Annotated in this window: 18 protein-coding genes, 8 tRNA genes and 1 rRNA gene (1 of these 27 running past the window's edge); all 27 read left to right on the forward strand. The window is 49.1% G+C overall.

Features of this window, described 5'->3' with window-relative positions; translation table 11 throughout:
• Positions 1 to 2,220 (forward strand): 23S ribosomal RNA (locus tag F4V51_RS00670) (it extends 705 nt beyond the left edge of the window).
• 81 nt (positions 2,221 to 2,301) lie between these two features.
• Positions 2,302 to 2,393, forward strand: a tRNA-Ser gene (locus F4V51_RS00675).
• A 42-nt stretch (positions 2,394 to 2,435) separates the two neighbouring features.
• Positions 2,436 to 2,512, forward strand: a tRNA-Met gene (locus F4V51_RS00680).
• A 9-nt stretch (positions 2,513 to 2,521) separates the two neighbouring features.
• Positions 2,522 to 2,597 (forward strand) — tRNA-Val (locus F4V51_RS00685).
• Positions 2,598 to 2,602: 5 nt separating this feature from the next.
• A tRNA-Thr gene (locus tag F4V51_RS00690) sits at positions 2,603 to 2,678 on the forward strand.
• A 9-nt stretch (positions 2,679 to 2,687) separates the two neighbouring features.
• A tRNA-Asp gene (locus tag F4V51_RS00695) sits at positions 2,688 to 2,765 on the forward strand.
• A gap of 21 nt (positions 2,766 to 2,786) precedes the next feature.
• Positions 2,787 to 2,859 (forward strand) — tRNA-Phe (locus F4V51_RS00700).
• Between the two features lie 12 nt (positions 2,860 to 2,871).
• Positions 2,872 to 2,957 (forward strand) — tRNA-Tyr (locus F4V51_RS00705).
• An 8-nt stretch (positions 2,958 to 2,965) separates the two neighbouring features.
• Positions 2,966 to 3,038 (forward strand) — tRNA-Lys (locus F4V51_RS00710).
• Positions 3,039 to 3,194: 156 nt separating this feature from the next.
• On the forward strand, positions 3,195 to 4,388 hold the full coding sequence (locus tag F4V51_RS00715; protein ID WP_153976475.1) for a PucR family transcriptional regulator: 1,194 nt from the start codon (positions 3,195 to 3,197) through the stop codon (positions 4,386 to 4,388).
• Positions 4,389 to 4,491: 103 nt separating this feature from the next.
• Positions 4,492 to 5,616 carry an ABC transporter ATP-binding protein gene (locus F4V51_RS00720; protein WP_095292957.1) on the forward strand — a complete coding sequence of 375 codons (1,125 nt, stop codon included), beginning with the start codon at positions 4,492 to 4,494 and terminating at the stop codon, positions 5,614 to 5,616.
• 287 nt (positions 5,617 to 5,903) lie between these two features.
• Positions 5,904 to 6,842, forward strand: coding sequence for an HPr(Ser) kinase/phosphatase (hprK, locus tag F4V51_RS00725; protein ID WP_095292959.1), 939 nt, complete (start codon positions 5,904 to 5,906; stop codon positions 6,840 to 6,842).
• 151 nt (positions 6,843 to 6,993) lie between these two features.
• Complete coding sequence (gene lgt, locus F4V51_RS00730; protein WP_153976476.1) at positions 6,994 to 8,031, forward strand: prolipoprotein diacylglyceryl transferase; 1,038 nt, start codon at positions 6,994 to 6,996, stop codon at positions 8,029 to 8,031.
• Positions 8,032 to 8,037: 6 nt separating this feature from the next.
• Positions 8,038 to 8,694 carry a pyrophosphatase PpaX gene (gene ppaX, locus F4V51_RS00735; protein ID WP_153976477.1) on the forward strand — a complete coding sequence of 219 codons (657 nt, stop codon included), beginning with the start codon at positions 8,038 to 8,040 and terminating at the stop codon, positions 8,692 to 8,694.
• The gene (locus F4V51_RS00740) at positions 8,691 to 9,224 is read left to right on the forward strand and encodes an acyltransferase (RefSeq protein WP_153976478.1); all 534 of its coding nucleotides are present in this window, start codon (positions 8,691 to 8,693) and stop codon (positions 9,222 to 9,224) included. Before ppaX ends, F4V51_RS00740 begins: the two co-directional genes overlap by 4 nt.
• Positions 9,225 to 9,700: 476 nt before the next feature.
• A complete protein-coding gene (locus tag F4V51_RS00745) occupies positions 9,701 to 10,927 on the forward strand; it encodes an ATP phosphoribosyltransferase regulatory subunit (protein ID WP_153976479.1) in 1,227 nt (408 codons plus the stop codon).
• 1 nt (position 10,928) lies between these two features.
• Positions 10,929 to 11,588, forward strand: coding sequence for an ATP phosphoribosyltransferase (gene hisG / locus F4V51_RS00750; RefSeq protein WP_153976480.1), 660 nt, complete (start codon positions 10,929 to 10,931; stop codon positions 11,586 to 11,588).
• Between the two features lie 78 nt (positions 11,589 to 11,666).
• Entirely contained in the window at positions 11,667 to 12,971 is a 1,305-nt protein-coding gene (gene hisD / locus F4V51_RS00755) for a histidinol dehydrogenase (protein ID WP_153976481.1), read from the forward strand.
• Positions 12,964 to 13,593 (forward strand): imidazoleglycerol-phosphate dehydratase HisB, encoded by a 630-nt coding sequence (gene hisB, locus F4V51_RS00760; RefSeq protein ID WP_153976482.1) that lies wholly within the window; start codon positions 12,964 to 12,966, stop codon positions 13,591 to 13,593. The genes hisD and hisB overlap by 8 nt, the downstream gene beginning before the upstream one ends.
• Before the next feature lie 3 nt (positions 13,594 to 13,596).
• Positions 13,597 to 14,223: an imidazole glycerol phosphate synthase subunit HisH gene (gene hisH, locus F4V51_RS00765; protein WP_153976483.1), complete on the forward strand. Its 627-nt coding sequence runs from the start codon at positions 13,597 to 13,599 to the stop codon at positions 14,221 to 14,223.
• A gap of 130 nt (positions 14,224 to 14,353) precedes the next feature.
• On the forward strand, positions 14,354 to 15,088 hold the full coding sequence (hisA, locus tag F4V51_RS00770; protein WP_095292978.1) for a 1-(5-phosphoribosyl)-5-[(5-phosphoribosylamino)methylideneamino]imidazole-4-carboxamide isomerase: 735 nt from the start codon (positions 14,354 to 14,356) through the stop codon (positions 15,086 to 15,088).
• Positions 15,089 to 15,115: 27 nt separating this feature from the next.
• Positions 15,116 to 15,877: an imidazole glycerol phosphate synthase subunit HisF gene (gene hisF, locus F4V51_RS00775; RefSeq protein ID WP_095362053.1), complete on the forward strand. Its 762-nt coding sequence runs from the start codon at positions 15,116 to 15,118 to the stop codon at positions 15,875 to 15,877.
• Positions 15,870 to 16,598, forward strand: a complete 729-nt coding sequence (gene hisIE / locus F4V51_RS00780) for a bifunctional phosphoribosyl-AMP cyclohydrolase/phosphoribosyl-ATP diphosphatase HisIE (protein WP_153976484.1) — start codon at positions 15,870 to 15,872, stop codon at positions 16,596 to 16,598. The genes hisF and hisIE overlap by 8 nt, the downstream gene beginning before the upstream one ends.
• A gap of 10 nt (positions 16,599 to 16,608) precedes the next feature.
• Positions 16,609 to 17,433, forward strand: a complete 825-nt coding sequence (gene hisJ, locus F4V51_RS00785) for a histidinol-phosphatase HisJ (RefSeq protein WP_153976485.1) — start codon at positions 16,609 to 16,611, stop codon at positions 17,431 to 17,433.
• Positions 17,434 to 17,515: 82 nt separating this feature from the next.
• The gene (locus F4V51_RS00790) at positions 17,516 to 18,463 is read left to right on the forward strand and encodes a ribose-phosphate diphosphokinase (protein ID WP_153976486.1); all 948 of its coding nucleotides are present in this window, start codon (positions 17,516 to 17,518) and stop codon (positions 18,461 to 18,463) included.
• 273 nt (positions 18,464 to 18,736) lie between these two features.
• On the forward strand, positions 18,737 to 21,010 hold the full coding sequence (locus F4V51_RS00795) for a helix-turn-helix domain-containing protein (RefSeq protein WP_153976487.1): 2,274 nt from the start codon (positions 18,737 to 18,739) through the stop codon (positions 21,008 to 21,010).
• Between the two features lie 423 nt (positions 21,011 to 21,433).
• Positions 21,434 to 23,038 carry an extracellular solute-binding protein gene (locus F4V51_RS00800; protein ID WP_153976488.1) on the forward strand — a complete coding sequence of 535 codons (1,605 nt, stop codon included), beginning with the start codon at positions 21,434 to 21,436 and terminating at the stop codon, positions 23,036 to 23,038.
• Positions 23,039 to 23,153 lie beyond the last annotated feature (115 nt).

The raw sequence follows: 23,153 nt of genomic DNA on the forward strand, positions 1-23,153 counted from the left end.
TACGTGGACGTAGACCCGAAACCGGGTGATCTACCCCTGTCCAGGGTGAAGGTGCGGTAACACGCACTGGAGGCCCGAACCCACGCACGTTGAAAAGTGCGGGGATGAGGTGGGGGTAGCGGAGAAATTCCAATCGAACTCGGAGATAGCTGGTTCTCCCCGAAATAGCTTTAGGGCTAGCCTCGGAAAACAGAGTCGTGGAGGTAGAGCACTGATTGGGTGCGGGGCCCGCAAGGGTTACCAAGCTCAGTCAAACTCCGAATGCCATAGACTTACTTCCGGGAGTCAGACAGTGAGTGCTAAGATCCATTGTCAAAAGGGAAACAGCCCAGACCATCAGCTAAGGTCCCCAAGTGTGTGTTAAGTGGGAAAGGATGTGGAGTTGCACAGACAACCAGGATGTTGGCTTAGAAGCAGCCACCATTGAAAGAGTGCGTAATAGCTCACTGGTCGAGTGACTCTGCGCCGAAAATGTAACGGGGCTAAACACACCACCGAAGCTATGGCTTGATGCTTTGCATCAGGGGTAGGGGAGCGTTGTATAAGGGTTGAAGGTGTACCGTAAGGAGCGCTGGACATTATACAAGTGAGAATGCCGGTATGAGTAACGAAAAGATCAGTGAGAATCTGATCCGCCGAAAGCCTAAGGGTTCCTGAGGAAGGCTCGTCCGCTCAGGGTAAGTCGGGACCTAAGGCGAGGCCGAAAGGCGTAGTCGAAGGACAACAGGTCGAAATTCCTGTACCACCGTAAATCGTTACGAGCGATGGGGGGACGCAGTAGGGTAGTGACGCAGACTGATGGATGTCTGTCCAAGCAGTGAGGCTGATGTGTAGGCAAATCCGCACATCTAAGGCTGAGCTGTGATGGGGAGTGAAAATTACAGTAGCGAAGGTCATGATCTCACACTGCCAAGAAAAGCCTCTAGCCAGATGAAGGTGCCCGTACCGCAAACCGACACAGGTAGGCGAGAAGAGAATTCTAAGGCGCGCGGAAGAACTCTCGTTAAGGAACTCGGCAAAATGACCCCGTAACTTCGGGAGAAGGGGTGCCCCGGTAGTGTGAATAGCACGAGGGGGCCGCAGTGAAAAGGCCCAAGCGACTGTTTAGCAAAAACACAGGTCTGTGCGAAGCCGTAAGGCGAAGTATACGGGCTGACGCCTGCCCGGTGCTGGAAGGTTAAGGGGAGCGGTTAGGAGCAATCCGAAGCTGTGAACCGAAGCCCCAGTAAACGGCGGCCGTAACTATAACGGTCCTAAGGTAGCGAAATTCCTTGTCAGGTAAATTCTGACCCGCACGAATGGCGTAACGACTTGGGCGCTGTCTCAACGAGAGATCCGGTGAAATTTTAATACCTGTGAAGATGCAGGTTACCCGCGACAAGACGGAAAGACCCCATGGAGCTTTACTGCAGCTTGATATTGAATTTGGGTACGATCTGTACAGGATAGGTGGGAGCCTTTGAAGCATGAGCGCCAGCTTGTGTGGAGGCACCGTTGGGATACCACCCTGATCGTATCTAGGTTCTAACCTGGTGCCCTTAGCGGGTACGGGGACAGTGTCAGGTGGGCAGTTTGACTGGGGCGGTCGCCTCCTAAAGAGTAACGGAGGCGCCCAAAGGTTCCCTCAGAATGGTTGGAAATCATTCGAAGAGTGCAAAGGCATAAGGGAGCTTGACTGCGAGACCTACAAGTCGAGCAGGGACGAAAGTCGGGCTTAGTGATCCGGTGGTACCGCATGGAAGGGCCATCGCTCAACGGATAAAAGCTACCCTGGGGATAACAGGCTTATCTCCCCCAAGAGTCCACATCGACGGGGAGGTTTGGCACCTCGATGTCGGCTCATCGCATCCTGGGGCTGAAGTAGGTCCCAAGGGTTGGGCTGTTCGCCCATTAAAGCGGTACGCGAGCTGGGTTCAGAACGTCGTGAGACAGTTCGGTCCCTATCTGTCGTGGGCGTAGGAAATTTGAGAGGAGCTGTCCTTAGTACGAGAGGACCGGGATGGACGTACCGCTGGTGTACCAGTTGTTCCGCCAGGAGCACCGCTGGGTAGCTATGTACGGACGGGATAAGCGCTGAAAGCATCTAAGCGTGAAGCCCCCCTCAAGATGAGATTTCCCAGTATGTAAGACCCCTTGAAGACGACGAGGTAGATAGGCTGGGGGTGGAAGTGCAGTAATGCATGGAGCTGACCAGTACTAATCGGTCGAGGGCTTATCCAAATTGCAGGTTCTAGTCGCAAGTTTCGTTTCGGATCTAGTTTTCAGGGAGCAATCCTTGTTATATTGTTTGATTGACTGTTTGGAGAGATACCCAAGTGGCTATAAGGGGACCCTCTGCTAAGGGGTTAGACTGCGTAAGCGGTGCGAGGGTTCGAATCCCTCTCTCTCCGCCATCTTTATCCTAAGATGGACAAGCAATCAGTGATTATTAATATGGCGGTGTAGCTCAGCTGGCTAGAGCGTACGGTTCATACCCGTGAGGTCGGGGGTTCGATCCCCTCCGCCGCTACCATATTACCCAGGAGGCTTAGCTCAGCTGGGAGAGCATCTGCCTTACAAGCAGAGGGTCGGGGGTTCGAGCCCCTCAGCCTCCACCATATACGCCGGTGTAGCTCAACTGGTAGAGCAACTGACTTGTAATCAGTAGGTTGGGGGTTCAAGTCCTCTCGCCGGCACCATTAATGCCTGGAACCGTGGTGTAGTTGGCCTAACATGCCTGCCTGTCACGCAGGAGATCGCGGGTTCGAATCCCGTCGGTTCCGCCATTAATTTATAAAATTGAATAAGGCTCGGTAGCTCAGTCGGTAGAGCAGAGGACTGAAAATCCTCGTGTCGGCGGTTCGATTCCGTCCCGAGCCACCTTTTAATCCTGGAGGATTAGCGAAGTGGCCAAACGCATCAGACTGTAAATCTGCTCCCGTACGGGTTCGGTGGTTCGAATCCATCATCCTCCACCAGTTTTTATGAGTCATTAGCTCAGTTGGTAGAGCACCTGACTTTTAATCAGGGTGTCGAAGGTTCGAGCCCTTCATGACTCATCTTGTTAGAAAGAGCGATTAATCATTAAATTGATTAATCGCTCTTTTTGTATATATGAAAATTAAACAACTGATTACAGATCCAAGGCATCGAAGGCGATGTATTGTAAGATATGATAAAATAATAAAAAAAAGCAAAGTGGTGGCGTTCATTATATGAAGCTCATACTTGGTCTTAAACAACAGATTGAATCCATTATCGGCACGAGCTTGGACGAATACGAGATTACCGTAGAAGAATGGAATCAATCTGCAATGCAGTTAGTTGGTGGGGAACAGAAACAAAGCGGTTTGCTTGAGATGGAAAGCCCCGAGGAAGGACAAACTAAACAGGAGTTTGCTTCTGACGCGATAGCGAGTGTAAAGAGTTTAAATACAGAGGAACGTATCTACTTCAAAGTTAAGTCTAATAAAAATGAAAGAACTTTAGTATGTTGGGGTTGTTCTGCTAGCTCCATAACCACGGAAACACGGCGCTTAATTGAATTGCTGATTACTAACAGTTCAGACAGAATAGCTGAGGAGCTGCCAGTAATTTATGAGAATAATCGGGAACAGGAACTTGCTGAATTGGGGAAATGGCTTCGGCAGAAAATAGAGCACCCGGCGGAGCAGGAGTCCATTCCGGAGCACTTTTCATTTCGAGATGAGCTGCATTCTGAAAAGATCCCGTTTCTATTGCAATGTGAGACACCAGACGCCCATCGTATTCGTTCAAAGGAATTGAACAAGTTGCTGGGGAGTTATTTTGGTGAGGACATTATGCTGATTCCTCTGGGAGAGCAGGACTGGCTCTTTTTGAGCGACGAGCAGATTGTAACAGGTGAGGCGGAAGAGGATACTCTCGAAGCAAAAAAGGATTTACTAAATGCTTTTTGTTTGGGGCTATATGAGTTGGTGGCGAGTGAATGGGCCGGTGTGTTTCATTTATCTGCGTCCATGCCGTGTATTCCAGTACAGGAGTTATCGACAATTACAGGTCTGCTTGAAGAGAGTATTCATTTGGGAAGAGCATTTCACGTAGCTCAGCATATTCACTTACCATGGGAACTGCATCTTGAGCGATTGGTGGCGAGTATTCCTGAACAGCAGCGTCTTCGTTTTATCAAGGAGACAGGTAAGGATACGACGATATTTGAGGATAGTGAGACACTTGCAACACTGGAGACCTATTTTAGTCTGGACTGCAATGTCAGCGAGACAGCAAAGCGCCTTTTCATCCACCGCAATACACTCGTATACCGTCTGGACAAGATCAAACAGGAGATTGGTTACGATGTAAGAAGCTTTGAAAGTGCTGTTCTGGTGCGGCTTTTGCTCCTTATGTACAAAGTGACGAAAAAGCTCTGATATTTTTGTGCAGTTTGCGAATAGTCAAACATCACATGGATGGGTTAATATAAAACTACAAAATGTATTCGATTACAAAATGATCTCTGAGGAGGCAACAATCATGGCTGGTGTACGTTTAGAGCATATTTTCAAAAAATACCCGGGTTCTGATAAAGCAACAGTAGTTGATATTAACCTGGACATCAAAGATAAAGAATTCTTGGTACTCGTTGGACCGTCCGGTTGTGGTAAATCAACAACACTGCGTATGATCGCAGGCCTTGAGGAAATTTCTGAAGGTAAACTCTATATCGGTGACCGTGTCGTTAATGATGTTGCTCCTAAAGACCGCGATATCGCGATGGTATTCCAATCCTATGCCTTGTATCCGCATATGAGCGTATATCAAAACATGGCGTTTGGTTTGAAACTGCGTAAAGTGAAAAAAGACGAGATCGACAAACGTGTTCGTGAAGCAGCTAAAATCCTGGATATCGAGCATTTGCTTGAGCGTAAACCTAAGGCATTGTCCGGTGGTCAACGTCAGCGTGTCGCTCTGGGACGTGCGATTGTCCGTGATCCACAAGTCTTCTTGATGGATGAGCCTCTTTCCAACTTGGATGCGAAACTTCGTGGTCAGATGCGTGCGGAAATCACAAAGCTTGCTAAACGTTTGGAAACAACAGTTATCTACGTAACGCATGACCAGATCGAAGCCATGACCATGGGTGATCGGATCGTCGTTATGAAAGATGGTATCATTCAACAAGCAGCTTCTCCTGAAGAGCTGTACAACCACCCAGCTAACTTGTTCGTAGCAGGCTTCATTGGTTCCCCGACAATGAACTTTATCTCGGGTAAACTTGCTGAGCAAGGTGCTAACCTGCACTTCGTAGCTCCAGGCGTGGACGTTGAAATCCCGCAAGGTAAAGCACAAGTGCTGAAATCAAGAGGATACATTGGCAAGGAAGTTATTCTGGGTGTTCGTCCAGAAGACATCCACGAAGAGCCAGTATTCCTGGAAGCATCCCCGAATTCTGTATTCTCTACACACGTAGACGTAACAGAGAACCTGGGTCACGAAATGCTCCTCTACTTGAGCGGTGTGGGTAATGATACGACTATCGCACGTGTAGATGGACGTTCCAATACTCGTGATGGTTCCACAGTTAAAATGGCAATTGACATGAACAAGGTTCATATCTTTGACAAAGAGACTGAAGTGAACGTTCTCCTTCAAGACTAATCATACTGGGATTCCTCGGATCCGATGGAACATCAGTTAACGCAATCATACATTGTATTCAGAGCCCCTTCCGTTGTTGCTGGAAGGGGCTTTTTTGATTAATGGGCGGCTGTGGTCCGCGATTGCATTCAACACTGAATTCATTTAAGATTATTTGAAGGCTGGTTTTGTTTTGTAAAGTCTGTAACATGAAACAAGCAAAATGAATGCGCTAATAATGGAATGGAAAAGACGCAAAAAATGCTGATGTACATAGAGAGGCAGCGAATGCTGAAAGGAAGAGACAAATGGCGAAAAAAGTGAAGGTATCTGAATTGGTACAGCAGTTCCAGCTTGAGGTCGTTTCCGGATCTCAAGGTTTGAAGAGAGTAATTACGGTAGATGACTTGAACCGTCCTGGCCTCGAAATGGCCGGTTATTTTGAATACCATCCACAAGAACGGGTACAGCTGCTTGGGAGAACAGAGCTGGCCTTTTTTGCAATGTTACCTGAAGCAGAACGTCGTGACCGGATGCAGCGCTTATGCACGGAGGAAACACCGTGTATCTTGGTGACTCGCGGACTGGAAGTGCCACAGGAACTTATTGAAATCAGTGAGGAGCAGAATCTGGCCGTGCTTCGCAGCAACATGGCAACAACGATTCTGTCCAGCCGTATTACCGGATTCCTGGAGCGTAAACTTGCGCCAACAGCAACCATTCATGGCGTACTATGTGATGTGAACGGAGTTGGTATGCTGATTACTGGCAGCAGTGGTATTGGTAAGAGTGAAACGGCACTTGAATTGGTGAAGCGTGGACACCGCCTGATTGCCGATGATGCCGTTGAAATCCGTCAAACATCAGACTTCCAGCTGCACGGAACCGCACCAGAGCTTATCCGTCACCTGCTTGAGATTCGCGGAGTCGGGATTATCAACGTAATGACATTGTTTGGTGCAGGAGCTGTTCGTAACAATAAACGGATTACCCTGGTAGTGCGTCTTGAGGCTTGGCAGCAGGACAAGCAATACGATCGCCTCGGTCTGGATGAGGAAACAACTCGAATCATCGATACGGATGTACCGCTGGTAACCATTCCAGTTCGTCCGGGACGAAACTTGGCTGTCATTATTGAAGTAGCGGCGATGAACTATCGTCTCAAGCAAATGGGACTTAACGCTGCACTGCAATTTACGAACAAGCTGACAGCAACGATTTCGGAAGACATGGAAGACATGGACTAGGATCGTAGAAATATTTTTTAGAAATGTAGGAACATGAGTTATATGTATTTAAATAAAGACCAGGACTGGCCTGCTCTACTTCTTACGGAATTTGGAGCAGGTCCCATTTGGTCATGCATACAGATGAGTGAATTTATAGGAGTGTGAATGAATGGATACATTATTACTGTTGAACCCCATTGCGTTCTCCATAGGAGCGTTAAAGGTTCACTGGTATGGCCTTATTCTCGGTACGGCAGCACTCGTAGGTCTGCTGCTGGTGATCCGGGAGGGCAAGCGTTACAACATACCGCAGGAAGTATTTATGGATATGGTCCTGCTGGGTGTACCTTCTGCCATTATCGGAGCACGTATATACTACGTAGCTTTTCGATGGGATGATTATAAGGATAATTTCTGGGATGTCTTCAAGATATGGAATGGTGGTATCGCCATATATGGTGCGCTGATTGGCGCAATCATTTGTGCTGTCATTTTCTTCCGGCGTAAAGGGTACAATTTTTGGCGTATGGCTGACATTTGCGCACCTGGACTCATTGTTGGTCAAATGATTGGACGCTGGGGGAACTTTGTAAACCAGGAAGCCTACGGCGGACCTGTGGAAGAGTCCTTTTTACGGGACAAGCTGCATTTGCCAGACTTTATCGTCAATCAGATGAATGTGGAAGGTGTATTCCACCACCCTGCATTTTTGTATGAGTCGTTATGGAGCCTTGTTGGCTTGGTGCTGTTGTTAGTTCTTCGCCGGCAGAAGTTTCTGCGTGCTGGTGAGTTGTTCATGTCCTACTTTATCTGGTACTCCATCGGTCGATTCTTCATTGAAGCTCTGCGTACAGACAGTCTGGGCTTCCAGGCGCCACAATGGCTTGCTTCGCTCGTCAACGGTCTATGGTCTCCAATGACTGCACTGGGCTTCGAACAGGGTTATCTGGATCCAGCCTACGGTAACGTAAGAATCTCGCAATTGCTCGCCATCGGCATCATTATTGCAGCTATCATATTTATTGTTGTGCGAAGAGTAACAGGAAAAGCGGATGCACGTTATAGTGATCCAATTGTATCTTACAAGGTTTCATCTGAACCAACGGATGATATGCCGCAAGCAGGTCCGGTTGCCAGCAAAGAGAGTAAAGCAAGCCCAAGTCCCGCTAAAGAGGAGACGAAGCAAGCTGAGGATAAAAAGGAGTAATGCAGCATGATTGAAACGGTACTATTTGATCTCGACGGAACGATTATTGATACAAATGAGCTGATTATCAGCTCATTCCTGCACGTCATGGAAGGATGGGAGCATTCTGCTCCGTGGACGCGTGAACAGATTATCCCGCACATGGGAGGCACACTGGAGCAGCAGATGCGTACCTTCTCCGGACAGGATGAGGTGGCCGAGTATGTTAAAGGGTACCGCGCATATAACGATATCCATCATGAAGCGATGGTAAAACCTTTTCCGCATGTGAATGAGGTTGTTGAGGCTCTGCATCAAGCGGGCATTGTGATGGGAGTAGTGACGACCAAGATTCGCCCATCTACGCTTAAAGTGCTGGAACGTTTTGACCTGATGAAATATATGAAATCCATTGTAACGGTGACCGATGTAACCCATCCGAAACCTCATGCTGAACCTGTACTTAAAGCAATAGAGGAGTTAGGTGCAGATCCGGCTACAACGCTGATGGTTGGGGATAGCCCGGTCGATATCCAATCCGCCCAAAATGCGGGTGCACTTGCAGCAGGTGTTGCCTGGTCTCTCAAGGGAGAGGCAGTACTGAGTGAATATGGCCCGGATTATATACTACATGACATGAAGGACTTGCTTGCGCTGACCCGTATTGAAACGGGACGTTCATGAGGAAAGTCACCCGCTATCCGGTAGAGGGCCACAATGCACTCTGGCATATCTACAAGACGGTAAGTCCGTGGAAGGGTGTTCGCAACTTTATATGGATTCAGTTGTCACGGTATTGTCCTATTCTTCCGGTGAAGAACTGGATCTATCGCCACATGCTCGGTATGAAGGTGGGCAAACATACGGCATTTGGACTGATGGTTATGGTGGATGTGTTCTTTCCCGAGAAGATCACAGTTGGCGAAAACTCAGTTATCGGTTATAACACAACCATTCTCGCGCATGAGTACCTTATTAAAGAGTACAGATTGGGAGAAGTCATTATCGGTGAAAATGTGCTGATCGGTGCCAACACGACAATCCTTCCAGGGGTAACCATCGGGGATGGAGCAGTGGTCGCAGCAGGAGCGGTTGTTCATAAGGATGTAGCCCCAGGAGCTTTTGTCGGTGGGAATCCACTTCGTGAACTATCGCGCAAGGTCGATACCAGTGAATTGGAGCTTCACGTGAAAATGGATGAGCGTGTCCATTAGGGTTGGGTATCAAAAGGTATAGCAGTGGACACCCTGTGGAGTCGCCCTAAATTACATGATATACAGAGGCACACGACAATTGTGCTTGCTTCTGATGAGAAAGAGCTGCTGATGGCAGCTTTTTTCGTATACAGATGTTGCTGAGAGGACTTGTTTGAACAGATATAAATGATAAGGCAGAGCGGGTAAGCTAGAGAACTGCTTTGTTGACGATGAGGAGTCATTCATGTTATCATATCCCATATCCTTTAGTTTGTTAGCACTTTACCATATGAAAGTATTATGGAATAGTAAGAACCTATCATCAATCAAGAACAGATCGAGAATGCATCAAGAAGGCTGCCCGGCAGCATCTGAACAAGGTCCCTTAATAAAGGGTAATAGAAGATGGAATCGGGATTTACGATACATAAATCCTATTTAAGATAAAGCTAAAGCCCATAAACCAAACTACTGACTCGGGGTGAATGATACCAATGTCCAAACCAAAAGGCTTCGAAAAACCGACAGGTTTTCGTGACTATACACCACTTGTGGTAAACAAGCTGAGAACGATTGAACGGAACGTATTGGAATGCATGGAACGCTGGGGTTATCGCCAGATTATAACGCCAACGATTGAATATTACGATACGGTAGGAGTGGCGAGTTCGACTTCGGATCGGAAGTTGTTCAAACTGCTGAATAGCCGGGGAACTACACTTGTACTGAGATCGGATCTGACAGCACCCATTGCACGAGTAGTATCTTCTCTATTAAAAGATGAATCGCTCCCGCTGCGTCTGTCCTATCATGCGAATGTGTTTCGTTCCATTGAAGAAGAAGCCGGACGTGAGGCTGAATTCTTTCAGACAGGTGTAGAGCTGGTTGGGGATGACTCACCAGAGGCAGATGCCGAAGTGGTTGCACTTGCGATTGCCTCGCTGCAGGCAGCGGGTGTGTCTTCTTTTAAAATAGCGATGGGACATATGGGATTTCTAAACGGTTTGCTGGAGGAAGTCATTCCAGGACAGACGGCACAACAGGCCGCACTCAAAGAAGGGTTGCTCGGACGCGACTATGTTGGATATCGTCAGTCGATCGAGGAGCTTAATCTGGAAGCCAAACCGAAAGAACAATTGGAAGCCATTCTGCGATTGCGTGGCGGGAAAGAAGTATGTGCACATGCAGCAGAGCTTAGCTCCAGTGCTGAAGCAGCGCAATCCATTGCTCATTTGTGTGCTGTGTTTGAAGTACTGGAAGCCTACGGTGTCTCAGAGCATGTGCTGATTGACCTGACAATGATCGGAGACTTCTCCTACTATACTGGAATGACCTTCGAAGGGTATGCGGCAGAACTGGGATCACCGGTGTGCAGCGGGGGACGGTATGACAATCTGCTGCAGCAGTTTGGCCGCTCGCTTCCGGCAACGGGATTTGCGCTGAAAACGAACCGGATCATCGATGGTGTGCACGGCATTGCAATGGAAGAGAACAAACCTGTGCTTATCCAGTACGACAAGGCGCGCCGAGCTGAAGCACTGGCGGAAGCGGCCCGTTTACGGAGCAGCGGACAAAACGTGGTGACCAGCCTTTTAACGGATCATGAAGTAACAGAACCAGCAGCAGAAGTGGTGGCATCATCCGGTGGTAGCTCAGTGCGTTCATCAAGGGACGTCTACGATCAGGTTATCACCTATCAAGCTGAACAAGGAGGACGCTGAGATGTCGGATATTTTGAAGGTAGCCATGCCCAAGGGCCGGATCTATAAAAAAGCTTCCAAGCTCTTCCGTGAAGCGGGCCTCGATATTCCTGTTGATGTGGACGATACACGCAAATTGGTCATTGAAGTACCCGAAGCAGGAATGGAGTTCATCATGGCGAAGCCTGTAGATGTGCCAACGTATGTTGAATACGGTGTAGCGGATATCGGAATTGTCGGTAAGGACGTACTGCTGGAGGAAAATCGTGATGTCTACGAGCTGCTCAATCTAGGGATCGCACAGTGCCGGATGTCGGTGATCGGTCTGCCGGATTGGACACCGGGTATCCAGCAGCGTGTGGCAACGAAATATCCGAGAATTGCCTCTCAATATTTCCGCGAACAGGGCCAGCAGGTGGAAGTGATCAAGTTGAACGGCTCCATTGAACTTGCACCTCTGATCGGGCTAGCTGACCGGATTGTGGATCTGGTGGAGACGGGACAGACACTGCGTGAGAATGGATTGGTTGAGATGACAGGCATTCTGGATATCACGAGCCGCCTTATCGCAAACCGGGTGAGTTATCGGATGAAAAATGGACGGATTCAGGCATTGTGCGATGCATTGCAGCAGGTCATTCCAACGCCTAATGAAATTTCGGCAGGAAGCCTTCAGGGATAAATGATCGGCAAGATAGAATAGAGGAATGGATGAACACTTATGGCTGACAGGAAATACAGGGCCAGGGAGGTAGAACGCATGAAAATTGTACCTGCACGGGAATTTGATCTGAAGCGGGAAGTGGATTACGGTACACCTGAGCAAAATGAAACAGTCCGGCGCATTGTCAGTGATATCCGCCGGGAAGGAGATGCGGCCCTGCTGCGCTATACGGAGGAGCTGGACCGCACGAAGCTGACTGCTGCCGGACTGCGCGTGCCGCAGGAAGAACTTCAGGCAGCCTACGCGGCTGTAGAGCCATCCTTCGTGACGGCGATTCGGCAAGCCGCCGCCAACATTCGAGCGTTTCACGTGAAACAGAAACGTAACTCGTGGATGGACTGGCAGCCGGACGGCAGTCTGCTGGGCCAGGTCATCCGGCCGCTGAAGCGGGTCGGAGTGTATGTGCCTGGCGGCAAAGCAGCGTATCCTTCGTCGGTGCTGATGAATGTCATTCCGGCACAGGTTGCCGGCGTGCCGGAGATTGTTATGGTGACGCCGCCGGCAACCAACGGCGGCGAGGGCATTGACCCGTACATTCTCGTAGCTGCTGCGGAAGCAGGCGTGAACGAGATGTACCGGGTTGGCGGCGCGCAGGCCATCGCCGCCTTGGCTTACGGCACGGAGAGCATTGCCCCGGTCGATAAGATCTGTGGACCGGGTAATATCTACGTGGCGCTCGCGAAGCGTGAGGTCTACGGCGCGGTCGATATCGACAGCATCGCCGGGCCGAGTGAGATTGTGGTGCTCGCCGATGAAACGGCGAACCCGGTGTATGTCGCCGCAGACCTGCTGTCGCAGGCGGAACATGACGAGATGGCATCGGCCATTCTCGTCACGACCTCGGCCGTGCTGGCGGAAGCCGTGCAGGACGAAGTGCAGCGCCAGCTTGAGGCGCTGCCGCGGAAGGCGATCGCCGCTGCTTCGGTGGAGCAGTATGGCGCGATTATTGTGGTCGATTCCATGGATGAAGGAATCGACGTGGTGAACCGGCTTGCACCAGAGCATCTGGAGATTCTGGTGCAGGAGCCGATGGCTTATGCCGGCCGGATCGAAAATGCCGGCGCGATTTTCCTCGGCCCGTACAGCTCGGAGCCGGTAGGAGATTATTTTGCCGGACCGAATCATATCATTCCGACAAACGGAACCGCACGGTTCAGTTCTCCGGTAGATGTGGATGACTTTATTAAGAAATCAAGCTTGATATACTACAGCAAGGAAGCGCTGCTTCAAAACGGAGCGGCTATCATAGAACTGGCCCGCCATGAAGGGCTTGAAGGGCACGCCCGTGCAATCGCTGTACGGTTAGAACAGGAAGGAAAGGCGGAATCGGACAATGGATAAGCTAAATAACGGAGTAGAGCTTGAAACTACAGGTGCTGTGCGCCAGGCAGAGGTTGACCGCAAGACGAATGAAACCAATATTCAATTGGCATTTGCCGTAGATGGTACAGGGCAATCGACGATTGAAACAGACGTTCCTTTCCTGAACCATATGCTCGATCTGTTCACGAAGCACGGACAATTCGATCTGAATGTACAGGCGCGTGGCGACATTGATATTGATGATCACCACACCGTTGAGGATATCGGAATCTGCCTGGGGCAGACCCTTCGCGAGGCGCTCGGAGACAAACGGGGCATCAAGCGTTATGCGAGTGTATTTGTACCGATGGATGAGGCACTTGCTCAAGTTGTCATTGATGTCAGCAACCGACCTCACTTCGAGTATCGTGCGGAGTATCCATCCCAGCAAGTAGGCAGCTTCTCGACGGAGCTGGTGCATGAATTTCTGTGGAAACTGGCGCTGGAGGCACGGATTACGCTGCACGTCATTGTTCACTACGGACAGAACACACATCACATGATTGAAGCGATCTTTAAGGCATTGGGACGTGCACTGGATGAAGCAACGATGATCGATCCACGTGTAACGGGCGTGCCTTCCACGAAGGGAGTGCTGTAGACGATGGCGATTGCAATTGTCGATTACGGTATGGGGAACCTGCACAGCGTCGGCAAAGCGGTCGAACGTCTTGGCTATGAAGCGCTGGTGACAGGTGACAGGGAAACGATTTTACAGGCAGACGGGGTCATCCTTCCTGGCGTTGGTGCATTTGGCGATGCCATGGAGCACCTGCGGGAGAGTGGATTGGACGCTGTTGTAAAAGAAGCGGCAGCTGGAACCAAACCGCTGCTTGGGATCTGTCTGGGCATGCAGCTGCTATTCAGCTCCAGTGAGGAGCATGGGGAGCACACCGGATTGGACATCCTGCCAGGGAAAGTGGTGCGTTTTGCAGCAGGAGAGCTGAAGGTACCCCATATGGGCTGGAATCGCCTGGAGTTCCTTCATCCGGAAAATCCTCTCTTTGAAGGGCTTGAGGCCGGACATGTTTATTTTGTTCATTCCTATCATGCACGTACCGAAGTAGAAAGTGATCTGCTGGCAGTAACGGATTACGGACACCCGGTGACAGCCATTGTGGGAAGAGGAAACAACTTCGGCATGCAGTTTCACCCGGAGAAGAGCGGTGAACTGGGCATGAAGCTGCTCGGAAACTTCCTGAAGTTGACAGGCAAGCCGAATCAGGGGTAAATCTGATTTTCCGGCAGGAGAACTGTTAGGTTGAAGCTATGCAGGATAGGCAGCCCCTATCCTACTTTTGATAAGCAGTCATACTCATATAGATGGATAAACAAATAAAGAACAAATCAGGAGGCCTTGTATGTCATCTTTTATCATATATCCGGCAATTGATATCCGGGACGGCAAATGTGTAAGACTGGTGCAGGGGGACTACAATCAAGAGACGGTATATAATGATGACCCTGTACAGGTTGCCCTCTCCTGGGAGAAGCAAGGTGGTACATACGTTCATCTGGTCGATCTGGATGGTGCAAAAGCGGGTCACCCCGTAAATGACGAACTTATTGGTCGCATTGCATCTGCAGTGAACGTGCCTGTTCAGGTAGGCGGCGGGCTGCGTACCGTAGCTGATGTAGAACGTTTGCTGGGTCTTGGTGTGAGCCGGCTCATCATCGGAACAGCAGCTATTGAAGACCGTGCATTTACCGAAGAAGTGTTAGGACGTTATGGAGATAAAGTGGCGATCGGTATCGATGCCCGAAACGGTTATGTGGCTACTCGCGGCTGGCTGGAAACATCTGAGGTGCAAGCTGAAGTACTGGCGAAGGAACTGGCGGCATTTGGTGCCGAGACGTTTATCTTCACCGACATATCCCGTGATGGAATGATGCAGGGGCCAAATGTGGAAGCCATTGTATCTCTCGCCAAGGCGAGCGGACGTAATGTTATCGCTTCCGGAGGTGTCAGTGTGATGGATGATCTGCTTCGCCTGAGCCGTCATGCGGATGATGGAATCGGAGGAGCAATCGTTGGTAAGGCGCTGTATACCGGCAGTATCGATCTGTCCGAAGCGGTGCGTGCAGTCAACAAGTAAAGGAACTGGATAGAGAGGAAGAGGAGTATGCTGGCAAAAAGAATTATTCCCTGTCTGGACGTTAAGGATGGCCGGGTTGTCAAAGGCGTTAACTTCGTGAATCTCCGCGATGCGGGTGATCCGGTTGAGCTGGCGGCACTGTATGACCGTGAAGGTGCAGACGAACTGGTATTTCTCGATATTTCAGCTTCTGTAGAAGGTCGTGAAACGATGGAAGAAGTGGTACGGCAGACCGCTGGCGAAATCGCCATCCCCTTTACTGTTGGTGGTGGCATCTCCAAAGTTGAAGACATGAAGCGCATTCTGCGTGCGGGTGCAGACAAAATCGCAGTCAATACAGCTGCTGTACTGAATCCCCAGCTGATTGCCGACGGTGCTCGCCGCTTCGGTTCCCAATGTATTGTAGTGGCCGTAGACGCCAAGTACAATGAAGCCTGGGGAGAGTGGGAGGTCTACACTCATGGAGGACGGAAACCTTCAGGAATCAAGGCGCTCGAATGGGTAAAACAAGCTGAGGAACTGGGAGCCGGCGAAATTCTGCTAACCAGCATGGATGCGGATGGAACCAAAGATGGATTCGACCTGAAGCTGACTGCTGCTGTATCCGAATCAGTACGAATTCCTGTCATTGCTTCAGGCGGTGCGGGTAAGGAATCTCATTTCTATGACGTGTTTACTGCAGGCAAAGCAGATGCAGGACTTGCTGCAACGATATTTCATTATAAAGAGATCGCTGTACCGGCGTTAAAACAACATTTGAGAGAACAAGGGGTGGAGATCCGTGAGTAATGTAAGTAACGAGATCAGGGAGCGCTTATCCCTGGAGCAGGTTGTAGAGCATATCCGCTGGAGTGATGGTCTGGTTCCTGCAATCGTGCAGGATGCTGAGACACGCCAAGTGTTAATGATGGCATATATGAACCGGGAATCATTGAAATTGTCACTGGAATCAGGAGAAACCTGGTTCTGGTCCCGTTCACGCCAAGAGCTGTGGCATAAAGGCGCTACGTCCGGGAACGTACAGACGATTACCTCACTGAAGTACGATTGTGATGGGGATACGCTGCTGGTAGAGGTTAAACCAAACGGTCCTGCTTGCCATACCGGTGAAGTGACCTGTTTCCATAATGAAATTGTAGGACTGCCTCAGAAATCGACAGAACAATCCGGAAATGAAACAAACGTAGACGCCTCGGAATCAAGAACCGAAGGTCGCTTTGAGGTACTTGCTGAGCTTGAATCCGTCATTGCTCAACGTGAAGTGGAACGTCCAGAAGGTGCATATACCACGTATCTGTTTGATAAGGGCGTTGATAAAATATTGAAAAAAATCGGCGAAGAAGCGTCCGAAACGATCATCGCCGCCAAAAATAAAGATAATGACGAGCTTCGACTTGAGGTCAGTGACCTGATGTATCACCTGCTCGTTCTACTGCAAGAGCGCAAACTGCCGCTGGACGACATTATGGCTGAGCTGAGCCGCCGTCATGAACGGCCACGCCGCGATTAGGGGGGCTCTAATGCGTATTGACTATCACACTCACCATGAGCGCTGCGGTCATGCTGTCGGCAAGCTTGAGGCTTATGTACAGCGAGGCGTGGAGATTGGACTGTCCCAGATTGGACTGTCTGATCACATGCCTTTGCTGCATGTAGATCCAGCGAATTATTATCCCGAAATGGCCATGCCCATGGAGGAGCTGCCTCGCTATGTGGAAGAATGCTTCTCACTGAAAGAGCGTTACCGCGGACAGATCGAGGTGCGTGTTGGCCTTGAAGGGGATTACATCGAAGGATGGGAGTCCGAAATCCGGTCAATCATTGAACGTTATCCTTGGGATTACATCATTGGTTCGGTTCATTTCCTTGGGGAATGGGATATCACCGACTTCCGCCAGACCCATCACTGGGAAGGAAAAGATATTTTAGAGGTATACCGTCAGTATTATGATGCTGTAAGTAAAGCTGCTGCTACAGGCATGTACGATATTATGGGGCACACTGACGTTATTAAACGTTTTGGCTTCAATCCCTCACCGGAGCAGACGGAAGAGCGTATTGCACTGGAGAATGCAGCTCTGCAAGCCATTGCGAGGAGTGGCTGTGCTATGGAGCTTAATGCGTCGGGATTGTCGAAGCCTTGTGCCGAGATGTTCCCTAGTCGCCGGATGTTAACAGAAGCCATTAAGCTGGGTATCCCGCTCACCCTTGGTTCTGATGCCCACGACCCACTTAAACTGGGTGAACACTTGCCTGAAGCCGAGCAGCTTCTGAAGGAACTGGGTTGTACGGAGGTAGCTGTTTTTGAAGGCCGCCGCCGCTCTTTCGTTCCTTTAAATGTATAAGGCAGTGGGGTATAATGAGGTTAGGAAATAACCTTGTTCAATAAGGGATTATATAGGGAATCTAACCCTCGGGAGGGGCATTATGCAACATTCGTTACGTATTTTTTCCGGTTCATCGAACCCCAAGCTGGCAGAACAGGTATGTGACAAGCTGGGTGTACAGTTGGGCAAAATTAAGCTGTCCCGGTTCAAGAGCGGAGAAATATACGTTCATTACGAAGAAACCATCCGTAACTGTGATGTGTTTCTGGTCCAGTCACTGTCTCATCCGATTAATGAGCTGTTTGTCGAACTGCTCGTGATGATTGATGCGGCCAAACGGGCTTCTGCCCGCACAGTGAACATTATCGTTCCCTATTACGGATATGCCCGTCAGGAGCGTAAGTCTGCACCACGTGAGCCGATCTCGGCTAAAATGGTGGCAGATGTTCTGACGACAGCCGGTGCAAACCGGGTGGTGACGATTGATTTGCATGCAGCAGCGATCCAGGGCTTCTTCAACATTCCTGTCGATCATATGACATCGCTTGATCTGATAAGCGAGTACCTGCTCAGCAAAGGCATTGAGAATCCGGTGGTCGTATCCCCGGATGCAGGACGGGCATCCATGGCGGAGAAGCTGGCCAATCGGTTGGATTCACCTTTTGCCATTATGATCAAAAAGCGGCCGAGCCACAATGAATCCATCATTACACATGTGATTGGAGATGTAGAAGGACGCACGCCAATTATCATTGAGGATCTCATTGATACAGGGACGACCATTTTGAATGTGGTGGAAGGGTTGAAGGAACGCGGGGCCAAAAATGTGTATGTGTGTGCGACACACGGTCTATTCTCGGGTAATGCGCTAACCAAGCTTAATCATCCATCCATAGCCGAAGTGGTTGTCACCGATTCCATTGCGCTGCCTGATGACCATCCGGAGTGCTTCAAAGTCCTGCCTGTTGCGCCAATGCTGGCAAGAGCCGTTCGCATTATTGTGGATGGAGGCTCCATGGCGACATTGTTTAGAGATTCGGGAATTTAATGTGTTCATGGAGATTTGCTGTTCCGTGTTTGAGTAGCTAGCTGCTCAGCACGGTTTTTTTGTTTTTCTAAATTATATCTGAACTGCTTAATGCTATAATTCCCTGCTTGGCTGCTCTGAAGCTTGTGCTATAATAACATCAAATTGCATCTATCGGACTTATTTGGAGTTACCCGAAAACGCCACAATCAGAGCAAGAATGAATGAAAATGTGATAAATAGGAGAACCACAGCTGATGTACATTAGCTCAGTGGAGTGAGGAGTGGGGTCTATTGTCCCGTACTTGGTATTATCGGTTACTCTTTTCGTATTTCCCTATTTTTTTTCTTACCGTGACCATACTCATTTTTATTGCTTTTGTGTTCATTAACGATATCTCCCGAGAAGAAACGAGAAAAGCAGACCGTATATCCGCCAGTTATCTGGTAGATAATCTTGATCGTACTATTCGTGATATTGAACTGTCGGTGACGGAGGCCGTACAGAGTGAGCAGGCGTATAAGCTCTACTTCAACAATCCAGGTCAGGCAAGCAAGGAAACCGTCTATACCATCGCGCAGAGTTTGCGTGAACTGACGAATTCCTCCTCATGGATTCAATCGATTTATTTATATGATAAAAAGAATGATAGCGCTTTAACTTCAAGCGGAGCAAGAGAAATAGAAGGTTTTGCAGATCAATACTGGATTGAACAGATTATGTCTGGTTCCCTTGGTCCCGGGTGGCAGCCTGTCCGCGTATATGATGTGGAGTCGGTTCAGCGTACCCCAATCCGGGTGCTCACGGTTAATAAGGACATGCCTTTACCCTTTGGTACCGATGGTGTACTGGTCATTAATATCAAGATGAGCAGTATTGAGCAGAGCATCGACAGCATGGTGAATGGACAGCTTTCCTTCATGACGGTTACGGATCAGAAGGGTCAGGTTGTATATAATGCCCACTCAGACAGTGAAGGCGCTCATGGGGGACAACCATTAAATACACTTCACCTCGAAAGGCTTGGTTGGACGCTCGATAGTGGTATTAAGGCAGGCAATCTCTTTGGCTGGGTATCGGTCATTTCTTATGTATGGGTGTTTATTGCAGCCCTGACTGTTGTCTGTGCCATCATTTATATTGTCTATATCACTCGCCGCAATTATAAGCCTATTCAGATAATCATGAACCGAATTGAGGCCCATCAAATCAGAGCATCGGAGCAATCAGGGTCAAGTGTGGATGAAATGAAGCTGATTGACGGCGTGCTGGAAAATCTGATTAATCACATGATGGATTATGACGAGAAAAGCAGGGAAAATGCGCTGCTGCAGCGGAGCAAGCTATTTAACGATCTATTGCAGGGTGACAATCTGGATCGTGCCACTGAACGATTAAAGGAGCTATCACCGTTAACGGACACGGATCAGTCATCACACTTCACGGTTGTACTGGGAGAAATCAATCGATATGAGCAGGGGTTCCAGGAACGATATACGCGAGGTGAGCAGAACACGCTAAAATTCGCTCTGATGAACGTCTTGCAGGAGCTCACTCGTAACACGGGAATGCAATGCTGGATGGAGTGGGTGAGTGCGGACCGGATTGCGATCCTGTTTCAGTCCCTGGAACCCAGTGAAGATATGACTGACCGAATCTGTGCAGTTGCAGAAGAGTTCAGGTCTTGGGTGGAACAGAATCTGCGTATTTCGCTTAGCTTCGGAATCGGGCCGATTGCCAGAGGGGTAGGAGCAATCCGTGACTCATATACAGCAGCAGAAGCCGTAATGCAGCGCAAGCTCCTGATGAATGGAGATGTGGTTTTGGCCGGGGCTGGTGAAACCTCTCAGCAGCTGCTTGAAACCTACACCTACTTGCAGATGATTGCCGATTTTGTGAAGCGATTCCGAATGTCGAGCGGCCAGTGGCGTGACCTGCTTGAGGAGATTTTTACTGCCTTCGAGCACAACATGCTGCCTGATGAAGATATTCTCTCTCTTCTCGAGGCCATGCTGCAGATGCTTCGCCGCGAAGTGGCCATGATGTCAGAGGAGCTGCAGGAGAAATTATCCGAAGAGAACTTGAATCAGTGGTTAAAATCGATGAAGGAAGCGAAGACGCTTGAGGATGTTAAATCCATGCTGTTTGATGATCTGACTGAACTGTTCCGAACCTATGTATCGGTGACCGAAACCAAGAGTTACAGAGCACTGGTCAATGAGATGAAAACATACATCGAAGAACAGTTTGCGAATCCTGATCTTTCGCTGAAGCATCTGAGTGATCGATTCCAGGTTTCGGGCAAGCATGCAAGTTATTTATTCAAAACAGAGTTTAACATGAAGTTTGTGGATTTCCTGACCGAGCTGCGGATGAAGGAGGTTGAACGACTTCTGGTCCACACCGATCTTTCGTTGCAGGACATTGCTCTGAAAGTGGGGTATGCCAACGGAATTACCCTTGGACGTGTGTTCAAACGGGTAACAGGGATTACACCAGGTGATTATCGCCGTTCGAAGCGTGAGCATCCCGCGAACAATTATAAAGAGAAAGAGTCGAGCGGCTGACTACATCAGGACATGTACAGGGCGGATTTCGTGCAGGCGCTCTCCGTCAGGAGAGCATCATGCACGAATTCGCCCTATTGCTGTTGTAGCATAACGATTCAGCTGTTAGAGGGACAGTTCATCGTGTGACAAACTCACATGATTCCGGTTTATTGTGTTCATGCGAATATAGGCAGTGTATGAAAATGGTTTATCGTGTTTTGAAAGCAGGTCGGTTGGGCGGTAATAACACTGTGCAGCATGAATGGAATACATGGGTCAAGGAACCAATGAAAATGGTCAGTGTACGAAAATCGTCGCTGGCATAAACCATTCTCCTTATGTAAGCGTTTACGAAACGGGTTTGTTGCCAATGTCAGGAATGATGTGGAATACTCTGGGCAGGATTTAACCATTCACACAAGGGCAAAGGAGATGACACAAATGACAGGAAAAGCAACCAAAGGGAGTCTAAAGAAATGGGTAGGACTTGCGCTTACGATGGTAATGGGAGTTTCCTTGCTGGCCGGCTGTTCATCCGCATCAGAACAAGGCGGAGCAGATGGCAATGCGTCAGGTAATGGCGAGCGTGTCACCTTGAAAGTGGAAGTGTTTGATCGTGGTAACAGTCCTTCACCTTACACCATTACGAATAACTACTTATCAAAGCTGGTGCAGGAAAAATTCGGTGACCCGAATAATATCGATGTGCAGTTCGTACCGATTCAACGCTCGGAAGAAGTGACGAAGCTGAATGTTCTCATGGCCAGCAATACCGATGTTCCCGATATTGTTTTTGTATATGACTCAAGTGTGTTCTACCGCTATGCCCAGCAGGGCGGGCTGACCGATGTCGGTGAACTGCTGGATCAGTATGGACCGAACCTGAAGAAGTTCCTGGGCGAGGATACATTAAAGTTTGGACAGCTGGAAGGCCAGCAGTTCGCTATACCGGGTAAACGTGCGATTACAGGACGATACAGCTCGTACATTCGTAAGGACTGGCTGGACAAACTGGGATTGCCATTGCCTACAACCACCGATGAACTGTATACCACTTTGAAGGCATTTAAAGAGAAGGACCCTGGCCAGCTTGGCAGCAAAAACATTCCAATGGGAATGGCGCTGGCTCCAGCTCAATTTGAAACATTAATCTACTCCTTTATCAAGCCGGTTAGTGGTGACCTGACTTACGCTCAGCGTTTTGAGCTGCCGCTGCATGAGGGTTTCAAGGATGCCATGAAGTTCATGAACAAGCTGTACAACGAGGGCTTAATCAGCAAAGACTTCAGTCTGGATGAAGATAAAACTCAACTGGCCAAGGACGTGCAGAACGGTAACATCGGCTACTGGTCTGAAGATGTGGATGCCATCTTCTATGCAGATGGAACGCTGGACAATCTGCGCAAAAATGTAGAGGGAAGCAACCTGGTTCCAGTTGATGCTTATACCAATGCGAATGTAGACAACAAACATATTAAGTCTCGTTACGGCTCCAACGGCATGTACATCATGATTCCTAAAAGCAGTAAACGCGCTGTGGAAGCCATTAAATATTTGGACTGGATGGCTTCAGACAATAACCTGCTGGATATCCTCAATGGGGTTGAAGGTGAGAACTATGAACTGGTTGATGGACTTCCTGTTGTCAAAGAGGATGCCTCGCAGGAAGCCAAGGATCGTCTTTTCAATGCAGGGGATATGGCCATCATTTCGAACGGCAAAAATGTGGGTGACCAGGCCATGAATGAAAAAGCTTGGGTCTTGGGATTCCCGCAGAACAATCAGGAGATGTTGAAGCAGTCCATTGATATTGCCAATACGGACACTGTAGGACCGATTATCTTCGACAAACCGATTGAAGCGGAAATGAAATATGGTACAGCACTCAAAGATAAGCTCAATGTCATTATCGTCAAAACAGCAATGGCGAAACCGGAGGAATTCGAAGCAGTATACGAACGGGAAATGAATGATTACATGTCACTCGGCGGTGAAGCACTGAAGAAAGAACTTGAACAAGCTGTTCAGGAGCTTGCTGCCAAATAAGAAAATGATCCTCGCAAGTGGTACAGAGCTGACTGGAGAGAGCAGATAAACTTTGAAGTGACCTGTGCCGTCACCGTCACTTGAGGCGGCACAGTTTATCTTCACGGATTGGAGG

Origin of the sequence: Paenibacillus xylanilyticus (assembly GCF_009664365.1) — a bacterium.
Lineage (GTDB): Bacteria > Bacillota > Bacilli > Paenibacillales > Paenibacillaceae > Paenibacillus > Paenibacillus xylanilyticus_A.

Excerpts from the sequence above, each read along its gene's own strand:
- hprK (WP_095292959.1), top strand. The coding sequence starts at position 5,904 with ATGGCGAAAAAAGTGAAGGTATCTGAATTGGTACAGCAGTTCCAGCTT.
- hisJ (WP_153976485.1), top strand. The coding sequence starts at position 16,609 with ATGCGTATTGACTATCACACTCACCATGAGCGCTGCGGTCATGCTGTC.
- F4V51_RS00715 (WP_153976475.1), top strand. The coding sequence starts at position 3,195 with ATGAAGCTCATACTTGGTCTTAAACAACAGATTGAATCCATTATCGGC.
- F4V51_RS00720 (WP_095292957.1), top strand. The coding sequence starts at position 4,492 with ATGGCTGGTGTACGTTTAGAGCATATTTTCAAAAAATACCCGGGTTCT.
- hisF (WP_095362053.1), top strand. The coding sequence starts at position 15,116 with ATGCTGGCAAAAAGAATTATTCCCTGTCTGGACGTTAAGGATGGCCGG.
- hisB (WP_153976482.1), top strand. The coding sequence starts at position 12,964 with ATGGATAAGCTAAATAACGGAGTAGAGCTTGAAACTACAGGTGCTGTG.
- hisA (WP_095292978.1), top strand. The coding sequence starts at position 14,354 with ATGTCATCTTTTATCATATATCCGGCAATTGATATCCGGGACGGCAAA.
- F4V51_RS00740 (WP_153976478.1), top strand. The coding sequence starts at position 8,691 with ATGAGGAAAGTCACCCGCTATCCGGTAGAGGGCCACAATGCACTCTGG.
- F4V51_RS00790 (WP_153976486.1), top strand. The coding sequence starts at position 17,516 with ATGCAACATTCGTTACGTATTTTTTCCGGTTCATCGAACCCCAAGCTG.
- ppaX (WP_153976477.1), top strand. The coding sequence starts at position 8,038 with ATGATTGAAACGGTACTATTTGATCTCGACGGAACGATTATTGATACA.
- F4V51_RS00745 (WP_153976479.1), top strand. The coding sequence starts at position 9,701 with ATGTCCAAACCAAAAGGCTTCGAAAAACCGACAGGTTTTCGTGACTAT.
- hisD (WP_153976481.1), top strand. The coding sequence starts at position 11,667 with ATGAAAATTGTACCTGCACGGGAATTTGATCTGAAGCGGGAAGTGGAT.
- hisG (WP_153976480.1), top strand. The coding sequence starts at position 10,929 with ATGTCGGATATTTTGAAGGTAGCCATGCCCAAGGGCCGGATCTATAAA.
- F4V51_RS00800 (WP_153976488.1), top strand. The coding sequence starts at position 21,434 with ATGACAGGAAAAGCAACCAAAGGGAGTCTAAAGAAATGGGTAGGACTT.
- lgt (WP_153976476.1), top strand. The coding sequence starts at position 6,994 with ATGGATACATTATTACTGTTGAACCCCATTGCGTTCTCCATAGGAGCG.
- hisH (WP_153976483.1), top strand. The coding sequence starts at position 13,597 with ATGGCGATTGCAATTGTCGATTACGGTATGGGGAACCTGCACAGCGTC.